9 protein-coding genes are annotated in these 12,979 nt (G+C 37.7%); 1 reads left to right on the forward strand and 8 read right to left on the reverse strand.

What is annotated here, in order from left to right:
- The first annotated feature begins 371 nt into the window (after positions 1-371).
- Positions 372-1,490 carry a sporulation integral membrane protein YtvI gene (ytvI, locus tag AC3WVZ_RS21825; RefSeq protein WP_233935392.1) on the forward strand — a complete coding sequence of 373 codons (1,119 nt, stop codon included), beginning with the start codon at positions 372-374 and terminating at the stop codon, positions 1,488-1,490.
- Positions 1,491-2,122: 632 nt separating this feature from the next.
- Here the strand turns inward: ytvI and AC3WVZ_RS21830 are convergent.
- From AC3WVZ_RS21830 to dnaE, 8 genes are all read right to left on the reverse strand, one after another.
- The gene (locus AC3WVZ_RS21830) at positions 2,123-2,512 is read right to left on the reverse strand and encodes an FxsA family protein (protein ID WP_000871628.1); all 390 of its coding nucleotides are present in this window, start codon (positions 2,510-2,512) and stop codon (positions 2,123-2,125) included.
- Between the two features lie 196 nt (positions 2,513-2,708).
- Entirely contained in the window at positions 2,709-4,466 is a 1,758-nt protein-coding gene (pyk, locus tag AC3WVZ_RS21835; RefSeq protein ID WP_001232673.1) for a pyruvate kinase, read from the reverse strand.
- A gap of 53 nt (positions 4,467-4,519) precedes the next feature.
- Entirely contained in the window at positions 4,520-5,479 is a 960-nt protein-coding gene (gene pfkA, locus AC3WVZ_RS21840) for a 6-phosphofructokinase (RefSeq protein WP_000821157.1), read from the reverse strand.
- Between the two features lie 128 nt (positions 5,480-5,607).
- Positions 5,608-6,582, reverse strand: a complete 975-nt coding sequence (gene accA / locus AC3WVZ_RS21845; RefSeq protein WP_000818804.1) for an acetyl-CoA carboxylase carboxyl transferase subunit alpha — start codon at positions 6,580-6,582, stop codon at positions 5,608-5,610.
- Positions 6,570-7,439 carry an acetyl-CoA carboxylase, carboxyltransferase subunit beta gene (accD, locus tag AC3WVZ_RS21850; protein WP_000942856.1) on the reverse strand — a complete coding sequence of 290 codons (870 nt, stop codon included), beginning with the start codon at positions 7,437-7,439 and terminating at the stop codon, positions 6,570-6,572. The genes accA and accD overlap by 13 nt, the downstream gene beginning before the upstream one ends.
- Before the next feature lie 185 nt (positions 7,440-7,624).
- Positions 7,625-8,269 carry a FadR/GntR family transcriptional regulator gene (locus tag AC3WVZ_RS21855; protein ID WP_000204448.1) on the reverse strand — a complete coding sequence of 215 codons (645 nt, stop codon included), beginning with the start codon at positions 8,267-8,269 and terminating at the stop codon, positions 7,625-7,627.
- 14 nt (positions 8,270-8,283) lie between these two features.
- Positions 8,284-9,492: an NADP-dependent malic enzyme gene (ystJ, locus tag AC3WVZ_RS21860; RefSeq protein ID WP_161508111.1), complete on the reverse strand. Its 1,209-nt coding sequence runs from the start codon at positions 9,490-9,492 to the stop codon at positions 8,284-8,286.
- A 133-nt stretch (positions 9,493-9,625) separates the two neighbouring features.
- Entirely contained in the window at positions 9,626-12,952 is a 3,327-nt protein-coding gene (dnaE, locus tag AC3WVZ_RS21865; protein WP_233935394.1) for a DNA polymerase III subunit alpha, read from the reverse strand.
- Between the last annotated feature and the right edge of the window lie 27 nt (positions 12,953-12,979).

A 12,979-nucleotide genomic window follows, 5' to 3' on the forward strand; every position in this document is an offset into this window, starting at 1 on the left:
ACCTTTAAACCTATCGTTATACATGATATATCGATGCCTATTCAACATGAATCACTTCATTTTTTATGTATTTTAAAATGATAAATTGAGACTTTCACCATAAAAATTTAAGCGTGTATACATTTTAAAAAACAGACGTCTCTTCTTTCTTTTCTAATTAGAAACAGGTAAAATAAAAAGAAGAGACAATGAAGTTTTTACCATATAGTAGAAGCATCAACACCAAGCTTTCACAGTCACTCACATACTGAAAAAGCAGGAAAAATCCATCATTCCACTATAACATAAAGTGAAACTTTAATCAGTGGGGCACACTCGTTATAAGTTGAACGAATTAGGATAATCCAAATTGGAATGGGAGGTATACATCTTTGAACCGAAACTTACTATATATGATATTGCGACTCATATTTATCATTGTAGCAACGGTAGCTGGGTTCTATGTATTACTATACATGTCAGGGCTTATCTATCCTTTTATTATCGCTTTTGCATTTGCTTATTTGATTAATCCTGTCGTCAATTTCCTTAATCAAAAACTACAATTTCCTCGCGCACTAGCAGTACTCGTTAGCTTAATTCTCGTATTTGGAGCTATCGTTGGACTTGTTACATATCTTGTGACTGAAGCAATATCTGCCACAACATACTTACTACAACTTGTTACAGTAAAGTTTCCAGATATCGTTACATTCGCTCAGCAATTTGCACTTAATCATATTATGCCTCTCTACGATGATTTAATCTCTAAATTTAATCATCTTGGAGAACCACAGCGCTATACAATTACACAAAACATTCAAAACTTAGGAACAGAAGCGACAACACAAATGAAAGAACTTTTAACCGCCATTATAAGCGGGTTAACGAATTTCATTAGTGCACTGCCAACAACTTTAACTGTCCTTGTATTCATTTTATTAGCCACTTTCTTCATTAGTTACGATTGGCACCGTCTTGCTCAGAAAGCAAGAAAATTGCTACCGAATCGTGTACATGGCTATGGAAAAACTATTTTTGTCGACTTAAGAAAAGCTTTGTTTGGTTTTGTGAAAGCACAACTTACACTCGTATCTATGACAACTGTCATTGTACTAATCGGGCTTTTAATATTACGCGTACCATACGCCATTACTATCGCGATTATTACAGGGGTTGTAGATTTACTACCATATTTAGGAACAGGCGCAGTCTTTGTTCCATGGGTTATATACGTATTTTTCACTGGCGATACCGCATTCGCCATTGGTCTTCTCATTTTATACATCGTCGTGATTGTCCAAAGACAAATTATGGAGCCGAAAGTACTTTCATCTAACATCGGTCTCGATCCATTAGCAACACTCGTCGCTCTATTTGTCGGCTTTAAACTTTTTGGCTTTTTAGGATTAATCATCGGCCCAGTCACCTTAGTACTACTTAATACATTACACAAAGCTAATGTCTTCCATGACTTGTGGAAATATATTAAAGGTTCACCTTCAAAATAATAGTTTCTAATTCATACACAACAAAAAACTTACCTGTAATCAGTGGGAAATTCCCACTGATTATTCCTTGTACTTATTTTTCATACTTATTACATAAAACAAGAGAATTGCACTCAAAAAAGATAATTCTCTTGTTTTTTTGCATAAAAAACGCATATTCCGTGGTATTTTTACATATTTATTCTATTTATTTTATAATTATTATTTACATTTATTACTTTTTATGTAAATGAATAAATATACAAAATAGCATAAAATAAGACTTCAACTAACAATCTCCGCCTTTTTATATGAATTTTTTACACCAATCGTTCCTCTATATAAGAAAGCAAAACTTTAATTTAGCAGTGTTTCCCTCCATCTTATTCATCTAAATTAATAGCACTAAAAAATCACAAGTTTAATCGAAGTACACACAAGAGTTCAAACGAAAATTATATAGCAAATATAATAAGCGAACGTTTTGTTCATCCCCACTCATCATTCGCCCCACATCAGACACTTACGAGCAGCCCAGCTTTGAGATAGAAATTCCCCCCCACAAATAGCGCGGTAAAACAAAGCTTCAATCAGCAAGTTCCTCTCCTTTTACAAGACAAAAAAATAGCACTTAGATTTCTACAATCTAAGTGCTATTTCTGAATAATAATAGTAGAATTCTTTCTAAATTTCCATTCCATCCACTTCATAACAAGCGGCTTCAATAAAGCTCTCGTAATAGGGATCACGCAGATAAACCCTAGCATATCTGTCACATACCCAGGAAGCACTAAGAGAATACCTCCTACAAATACAAAAATACCATCTAGTACCGCCTCACCTGGCATTTCCCCTCTATTCAACTTAGATTGAATCTCTCCAAGCACTTTAAACCCTTGTCTTTTCGCCAAATACACACCTACAACACCTGTAAATACAATCATAGCGAACGTAGACCATAAACCTATTACATGACTTGATCCAATTAAGACCGTAATCTCAATCGCCGGTATTAAAATAAACAAGAATAGTAACCACTTCATAGTTCTACACCTCTCTCACATCTCACTTTTAACGCCCTCACAATGCCTATATACATCATATGAAATATAGATACCCTTTCATATTAAAACCCATAACAAACAGCTTTTAAAAGCAATTCTAGGCGCTTTAAGCTAATTTTATCTCGTTTTTGTGTAAAAAAAAAGAGAAGGACTCCGACCCTTCTCTCCGTATTACTTATAGCACTTCCGCATGTCCATTATAAACAATTCCGCGTGCTGCATCAACTGTTACTTCTTGGCCATTTTTTAAAGTTGCTGTTACGCCGTTTACACCAACGATAACAGGAATACCGATTGATACACCTACAACAGCTGCATGGCTTGTTAAGCCACCTTCTTCTACAACTAAAGCTGCAGCTTTTTCGATTGCAGGAATCATATCTTTATCAGTGCTTGTTGTAACAAGGATATCACCTTCGTTTACGTTCGCTACAGCTTCAGCAGCTGTTTTTGCTACAACTACTTTACCTTTTGCAGCTTTACGACCGATTCCTTGTCCTTTAGCAATTTCTTCACCAACAACGTGGATTTTCATTAAGTTTGTTGTACCAGTTTCAGCAACTGGAACACCAGCAGTAATCACTACAGTATCTCCAAGTCCGATTAGGCCTGCATCCATACCTGTTTGAATTGCTGTATCTAACATTTCGTCAGTTGAAGCTGCGCGCTTCTCAGCCATAAATGCTTGTACACCCCAAACAAGTGCAAGACGACGTCCTACTTGCTCGTCAGATGTTACAGCTACGATTGGAGATTTTGGACGGTATTTAGAGATCATTTTCGCAGTATATCCACTTTCTGTTGGAGCTACGATTGCAGCTACATCAAGAGCAAGTGCTGTATGTGCAACAGATTGGCTAATTGCATCTGTAATTGTTGGAGTGAACTCTTTAATACGTTTTTTGAACATATCTTCATATTGTAATGATTTTTCAACACGTACCGCAATGTTAGCCATCATTGTTACTGCTTCTACTGGGTATTGTCCAGCAGCTGTTTCACCTGAAAGCATGATTGCATCTGTACCATCGAAGATTGCGTTAGCTACGTCACTTGCTTCCGCACGAGTTGGACGTGGGTTACGTTGCATAGAATCTAACATTTGTGTTGCAGTAATAACTGGTTTACCTAACACGTTACATTTTTTAATTAGACGTTTTTGTACTAACGGTACTTCTTCTGGCGGAATTTCTACACCCATGTCACCACGAGCTACCATTAAACCGTCAGAAACTTCTAAGATTGAATCGATGTTGTCGATACCTTCTTGGTTTTCGATTTTTGGTACGATTTGGATGTATTGAGCGTTATGCTCTTCTAATAATTCACGGATTTCTAATACGTCAGACGCTTTACGTACGAATGAAGCTGCAATGAAATCAACTTTTTGCTCGATACCGAAGATGATATCTTTTACGTCTTTTTCAGTGATACCAGGAAGCTTAATGCTTACGTTTGGTACGTTAACACCTTTTTTATTTTTTACAGTTCCGCTGTTAAGAACTTTTGTACGGATGTTTCCATCAGCTTTTTCGATTACTTCTAGTTCGATAAGACCGTCATCGATTAGAATACGAGAACCTGGGTCTACATCGTCATAAAGACCAGCATAAGATACAGAGAACTTCTCTGCAGTACCTAATACTTGCTCAGTAGAAAGAACTACTTCTGCACCTGTTACAAGCTCAGCTTGTCCGTCTACGAAGTCGTGAGTACGGATTTCTGGACCTTTTGTATCAAGTAAGATACCAACTGTTTTACCAGTTTTCTTTGAAGCTTCACGAATGTTTTTAATACGAGCTCCGTGCTCTTCATGGCTACCATGAGAGAAGTTTAAACGAGCAACGTTCATACCTGCTTCGATTAATTGCTCTAATTTTTCAATACTTTCACTAGCAGGACCTATAGTACATACAATTTTAGTTTTACGCATATTGCACCTCCGAAAATTATGAAACCGTTCCCAAATATCTGACATTACGCCGATTAGATGGATAATTCTTTAGATAATTGATACATGTCTTTATCGATTGTATGCTTTTGAGCTAACGCTTCGATAATGTCATGATCAACAAGTTTGTTATCTTGAATACCTACACAACGTCCGCCTTTACCAGCAATTAATAATTCAACTGCTCTTGCGCCAAGACGACTTGCTAATACACGGTCTTGTGCACTTGGTGATCCACCACGTTGTACGTGACCTAATACAGTTACACGAGTATCAAAGTTTGTTGCTTCTTCAATGTGCTTACCGATGTCAATTGCACTTCCAACACCTTCAGCTACAACGATAATACTGTGTTTTTTACCACGTTCACTACCACGCTTCAGACGAGCGATAACATCATCCATGTCATACTCTTCTTCTGGAATTAAGATCGTTTCCGCACCATCAGCTAAACCAGCCCATAATGCGATATCACCAGCGTGACGTCCCATTACTTCGATAACATATGTACGTTCATGAGATGTAGCTGTGTCACGAATTTTATCAATTGCATCAATAACAGTGTTTAAAGCTGTATCGAAACCAATTGTGAAGTCTGTTCCAGGGATATCATTGTCGATTGTACCTGGTACACCAACACATGGGAATCCTTGTTCAGTTAATTTTTTAGCGCCTTGGTAAGAACCATCTCCACCAATAACAACAAGTCCTTCGATACCGTGTTTCTTTAATTGCTCGATACCTTTTAGTCGTACTTCTGGATCTTTAAACTCAGGACATCTTGCTGTATATAATTTTGTACCACCGCGGTGGATAATATCGCCAACAGAACCAAGTTCTAATTTTTCAATGTGACCAGAAATTAATCCAGCGTATCCATGGTAAATACCATATACTTCAATATCATGGAAAATCGCTTTACGAACAACTGCACGAATGGCAGCATTCATACCAGGTGAATCTCCACCACTTGTTAATACACCAATACGTTTCATTTGTACTCACCTCATAAAGATTATTTGCCTTATAATAAAATAACACGAAAAAATATAAAAATACAATGGAGAAGATGTGTCTTTTCATAATAAAAACGTGCATTCGCGAAGTGGAACGCACGCTTTTCTTATTTTATCCAAATGGAAGCGTTTGAAAACGAAACTTGCCCAATTTTCATATATTTTTCATAACGTTTTTCGATTAATTCATCTTTCGAAATTCCGTTTAATTGTTCAAAAGTTTTTCGAATCATTAAGTCTATATTTTCTGACTGTTTCAAAATATTACGGTGAGCTCCGCCTCTTGCTTCTGGAATAATTTCGTCAATCACACCTAATTCTTTCAAATCTGCTGCTGTAATTTTCATTGCCTCTGCAGCTTCCTTTGCTTTTCCTGCATCTTTCCAAAGAATTGCCGCTGCACCCTCTGGTGTAATAACAGAATAAGTGGAATTTTCTAGCATATGAATGTAATCTCCAACTCCAAGGCCTAGCGCACCACCACTACCACCTTCGCCGATAACGATACAAATAACAGGTACCGTTAAACCTGCCATTTCAAATAAATTGCGGGCGATAGCTTCACTTTGACCACGTTCTTCAGCAGCTTTACCAGGATAAGCTCCTTTCGTATCAATAAAACAAATAATAGGACGATTGAACTTTTCCGCCTGCTTCATTAAACGTAATGCTTTTCGATATCCTTCTGGATGAGGCATTCCAAAGTTACGGCGAATATTTTCTTTCGTATCTTTTCCGCGCTGATGCCCAATTACAGTTACAGGCATCCCTTTATATTTCGCAATGCCGCCGACAATCGCTGCATCATCGCCAAATAGACGATCTCCATGACATTCGAAAAAATCAGTAAATAAGTGCTCAATATAATCGAGCGTTGTCGGTCGTTCTGCATGACGAGCAATTTGAACACGGTCCCATACTTTCAGATTGCCGTATATATCTTCCTCTAAATTTTCTAGCTTTTCTTCCAAAATACGAATCTCCTCACTGAAGTCCATCTGGCTGTTTTTCGTATAGTCTTTCAGTTCACGAATCTTATTTCTTAGCTCAACAACTGGTTTTTCAAATTCTAGCTCTGCCATACAGCCATTTCCCCTCCTTGATGAACTTCTAAAATCTTGCGAAGTGATTCTCTCATATCATCACGATGCACCACCGCATCTAATTGACCATGATCTAGTAAGAATTCTGCCGTTTGGAAATCTTCTGGTAGTTTCTCCCGCACCGTTTGTTCAATTACACGTCTACCAGCAAATCCGATAAGTGCACCTGGTTCTGCAAGATTATAATCACCAAGTGAAGCGAAACTCGCTGAAACCCCGCCCGTCGTTGGGTGAGTCATAACAGAAATAAATAATCCTCCTGCATTACTATGCTTTTTCAAAGCTACGCTTGTTTTTGCCATTTGCATTAAACTTAATATACCTTCTTGCATACGGGCACCACCCGAAGCAGTAAAGATAATAAATGGAACTTGTAAGTCGTACGCCTTTTCAACCGCACGGGCGATTTTTTCTCCTACTACAGAGCCCATGCTCCCCATTCGAAAACGAGAATCCATTACTGCAACAACAACAAGCATGTCATCAATTGTTCCTTCACCAGTTACAACCGCTTCGTTCAATTCAGTCTTCTTACGATCGCTCTCTAGTTTCTCTTCATAACCTGGAAACTCGAGTGGATTTAATGAAACCATTTCTTTGTCATACTCACGGAATGACCCTTCGTCCAATATACTATCAAGACGTTCCCATGCATTCATAGGATGATGATATCCACAATTCACACATACTTTTAAATTTTTTAGAAGTTCTTTCGTATACATGATTTTTTTACATTCCGGACATTTTGTCATAACGCCATCTGGTACATCTTTTCGTACTTGTTCTGAAGGTATTGCAGCGTACTTTTTCTTTTTCACGAATAAATCTCTTAGCACAATTTGACCCCCTTCGTTGAGAGCTAAGGTTAGCGTAAGAAGAAAATGGGGCTAACACCAAAGTTTGATGTTAGCCTTATCTTCTCAATCTGTCTAATAACCTCACTCTTTACGTTTAACTTTAACCGCTAAGCGGTAGAATGTTTGTCATAACGTGTCATGGTCATTTCGACAAATTTTATACATTACGAGTGAAACTGTATATTCTCTACTAATTCATCGTAAATTTTTAGTGCATCATTTTCTTGTTTTTCTTCCAAAGTAGCATAAAGCTTTCTATACATATCGATAGAATCTCTTGAAACTTTACAAGAAAGAGTTGCTACGTAATCATTTACGATCATCCAAATGCGATATAGTAAATAATTATCGACTTGTTCAATAAGTGTTTTAAAGAACGTTTGATGAAGCGTTGGGACCGAGCTTTCATTTCCTTCAAGTACTTGGTGTAATCTACTTAGTACTTTAGAAAACGTTTCTTTCGGTAAATTACATACAATTCGAATCATATCTTTCTCAAGTAATCGTTTCGTTTGTAATAAATCACGAATTGTTTTCTCATCTTGCAATAAGAACGGAGCAATTAATTGTACAAGACCGTTATCATAAAAGTTTCGAATAAACGTCCCTTCACCACGTCTCGTTTCAATCAATCCTACCAGTTCTAAAGCACGCAATGCTTCTCTTACAGAGGAACGTCCTACGTTTAAGCGTGAACTTAACTCACGCTCAGACGGCAAACGATCCCCCGCCACCAAACCATCCTCTTCCATAATGGAACGGATTTTTTTTACAATTTCGAGATATACTTTTGTATTTGATGATGTCAATGGAAATTCCTCGCTTATTCTTTACCAATCAGCGCTAATTGTTTTGTTTTTTCAGCGATCTCATTTGGATCTACTTGACGGCGAGCTACTCCTGTCTCCATTGCTGCTTTTGCAACGTAAGCCGCTACTTGAGGCGCTACACGCGCGTCAAATGGTGCCGGAATGATATAGTCTGCATTTAACTCATCTTCTGCTACAAGCTCAGCAATAGCCTGTACAGCTGCCATCTTCATTTCTTCGTTAATTTGTGTCGCATGTACGTCAAGTGCACCGCGGAAAATACCAGGGAACGCCAGTACATTATTTACTTGGTTCGGGAAGTCAGAACGACCTGTTCCAACAACAGCTGCGCCCGCTGCTTTTGCCAATTCTGGCATAATTTCTGGAACTGGATTCGCCATTGCAAAAATAATCGCATCGTCATTCATTGTACGAACCATCTCTTCTGTTAATGCACCTTCTGCAGATACACCAATGAATACGTCCGCACCTTGTACAACATCAGCTAAAGAACCTTCTATACGATTCTTATTTGTATATTTTGCAACTTCATCCTTCACCGGATTCATACCTGTAGGACGACCATCATAGATTGCGCCTTTACGGTCACACATAATAATGTCGCGTACACCATAGCGATATAAAAGTTTAATAATTGCAATACCTGCTGCACCTGCGCCATTTGCGACAACTTTAATGTCAGACATTTTCTTTCCAACTAATTTCAGTGCATTTACAAGACCTGCTACTGTTACAATAGCTGTTCCGTGTTGATCATCATGGAAGATAGGAATATTTGTTTCTTTTTTCAAACGCTCTTCAATAATGAAGCAGTTTGGTGCTGCGATATCTTCTAAGTTAACGCCGCCAAAAGTTGGCTCCATTAATTTTACAGTTTCAACAATTTTATCTACATCGTTTGTATTTAAGGCAATTGGGAATGCATCTACACCAGCAAAGCTCTTGAATAATACAGCTTTACCTTCCATTACTGGAAGAGATGCTTCAGGTCCAATGTTACCAAGACCAAGTACAGCTGTTCCATCTGTCACAACTGCTACCATATTTCCCTTCATCGTATATTCATATACCTTACTTTTATCGTCATAAATTTCTTTACAAGGTTCTGCAACCCCTGGAGAATATGCAAGACTTAAATCTTTTGCATTTTCTACTTTTACTTTTGATACAGTTTCTAATTTTCCTTGATGCACTTTATGCATGTGAAGTGCTTCTTCACGAAGTGTTGACAAACTATCCACTCTCCTCAAATTATTCTTGCTGATATCAATTTCTCCAAGTGGTCTGACCACGAACACTACTACTATAATAATCGAAGTGTAGGGAAATTGTCCATTATATTTTCACAACTACATTTTCTTCCCCGACAATTTCACGAAGTGCTCCTAAACATTCTTCACTTGGATGAATCGATAAACTCCGAGATAATTGTACCATTTTATGTTCCTTTTCATAATAAATTAGTACTTTCGCAAAACCTGAATAGTCGAACAATATTTTCGTAACCTGATTTAAAAGCTTTTTCTCATACTGAGACGGCAATTTCACGTAAACAGATGCGTCTTTCTTTTCTTCATAAACATCCATTTCCTCTAGCGGATATAGTCCATTTACAATCCATTGCAGCTTATGATTTCTTAGCTCAATCGTACCGTCAACTAAAACAATTGCTCCTTCTTGCAACTTATCCGAGAAATGTATATACGTTTCCGGGAAGAGGACCGCTTCCATTTCATCATTTTGATCACAGAATGTAATAAATGCCATCTTTTGAAACTTTTTCGTACGAATCACTCTCACACTTGTTATATACACAATAGCTCTTTGTACTTTTTTCTTGTGTCGCATCGCCTGAGCGAGAGATGGAATTTCTAATTCTTTCGCTAACTTCACATATTGCGCTGTCGGATAACTTGATAAATAAAAGCCAAGCGCTTCCTTCTCTTTATTTAGTTGTTCAATAAAAGATAACTCTTCTCCTTGTACATATTTTGATTTTGGAACAGCATCTCCTAAATCACGTGCGAGATTCGCGTACTCTAACGCCCCTTTAATACTTTTCCATAAATTCGTTCTCGAAACACCAAAATCGTCAAAACATCCCGACCAGACGAAAGCTTCTAAATTACGCTCCGTTACGAACTTTGACGGCATACGAAGACAAAATTCAAATAAATCTTCGAACATTTTTTCCTCTCGTTCTTCTAATAATGCCGTCACTGTAGCCATTCCAATATTTCGGATCGAAAGTAAACTGTAACGTATCGCATTCCCTTCTATTTGGAAGTTGTAGCCACTCCTCTGAAGAGACGGTGGCAAAACGTGAAAACCTTTCCGCTTCGTTTCTCGTATATACTGTACAATCTTATCTTCATTTCCAATTGCGCTTGATAATAATGCCGTCATAAATTCCAGCGTATAATTCGCTTTCAAATAGGCAAGCTGATATCCGATCATACTGTAAGCTACAGCGTGACTTCGGTTAAAACCGTAATTCGCAAATCTTACAATTAAATCATAAATTTTCTCTGCGGATGTCTCATCATAACCATTTCGCAAACATCCTTGGACGAAATGCTTACGTTCCTGATCTAAAATATCACGATTTTTTTTACTCACCGCACGGCGCAGTAAATCTGCTTCTCCGAGCGAAAAACCAGCTAACTTCGATGCAATTTGCATAATTTGTTCTTGGTATACAATGACGCCGTATGTTCTTTCTAAAATTGGCTTTAAATCCGGATGTAAATATTCAATTTTTCTTTTTCCATGTTTCGATTCAATAAAAGTCGGTATCTGTTCCATCGGTCCTGGTCTGTATAACGAGTTAACAGCTACGATATCTTCAAACTCATTCGGTTTTAACCCGCGAAGTACATTTCGCATACCACCCGACTCAAGCTGGAATACACCTGTTGTATCCCCTCTCCCTAATAATTGGAACGTCTTTTCGTCTTGAAGAGGTAAGTTTCTTATATCGATTTCTTTCCCTGTTTTGTTCGCGATAAATTTTATAATATTTTCAAGTAACGTTAAATTACGTAATCCTAAAAAGTCCATCTTAAGCAAACCAAGTTCTTCTAGCGCATCGGCTGGATATTGCGTAACATAAACATCGTTATGTCCTTCTTGAATTGCTACACTTCCTGTTAGCGGTTCTTGACTCATAATAACACCAGCCGCATGAATAGACGTATGACGTGGTAAACCTTCTACACGTTTTGCGATTTCAAATACACGCTCATGCAGAAGATTCCCTTGTATAAACTCACGAAGTGATTGTGATTCTTCATATGCATCTTTTAACGTTATACCAAGCTTTGATGGAATAAGTTTTGAAAATATATCAATATCTCGCGGCGGAAGCCCCATTACGCGGGCAATGTCTCTAATTGCCGCTTTTGCTGCAAGCGTACCAAACGTTACAATTTGCGCAACACGGAGCTGACCGTATTTATCTTTCACATAGCGAATCATCTCATCACGTCTTACGTCTGGAAAATCAATATCAATATCGGGAAGCGTCACACGTTCAGGATTTAAAAACCTTTCAAATAATAGATCGTATTCAATTGGATCAATATCTGTAATTTCTAATACGTATGAAACGAGTGAACCAGCTGCCGATCCACGACCTGGTCCTGTTAGAATATGATTTTCATGTGCATACTTCATAAAATCCCATACGATGAGGAAATAATCACTAAATCCCATACGAGAAATAACATTTAATTCATGATCCAAACGCTTTATATGCACTTCTTTCGGTTCACCATATCGTTTCCGCAAACCTTCTTCACAAACACGACGCAAGTATATATCACTCGTTTCATTAGACGGAACAGGAAACTTCGGAAGTTGATTTACATGGAACGGTATTTCTACTTGGCAACGCTCTGCAATTTTTATTGTATTTTGGATTGCTTCCGGCGCATGGGAAAATAGTGCTTCCATTTCATCCGATGACTTTAAATAATACTGATCTGTTTTCAGCCTCGGCCTATCTGGATCAGTCATTTTCGTTCCACTTTCAACAGATAGTAAACATTCGTGAACAAGCGCGTCACTTTGATTGATATAGCGCACATCGTTTGTTGCAACGACTGGAATATTAACCCTACTAATAAATTCAGGTAGTTTCTCTTGTAAAAGCAACTCATCTTGAATCGCATGATGCTGCAAACTCATATAAAAATGGCCAAACATATTTTGATACGTGCGAGCTACTTCTTCAGCCTGACTCTCATTGTCTTCTAGTAATAATTGCTCAATTTCGCCATCTTTACCTGGTGAAATTGCAATTAATCCTTTCGCATAATGCGCAAGCCACTTCTTAGGAATACCTTCTTTGGACTTTGTCATAATACTGCTAGAAATCTTTAATAAATTTTGGTAGCCTATTTCATTCTCAGCAAGTAATACAAGCGGATAAGACCTTTCTTCTTCTTCACTAAAAATAGAAGCGGTTAATCCAATAACGGGCTGTATACCATGTTTCTTACATGCTTTATAAAACGGAATAACGCCATACATAACATTTTCATCCGTAATAGCCAGCGATGAAAAACCGAGTTCTTTCGCCCTGACTACAAGCTCATCAATTCTACAAGCACTTTTTAATAAACTAAAAACGGTTTGACATTGTAAATGCACAAACTTCACTGTTGTACCCTCTCTTTACCTATTTGA

The organism is Bacillus sp. CPT56D-587-MTF (assembly GCF_058792335.1).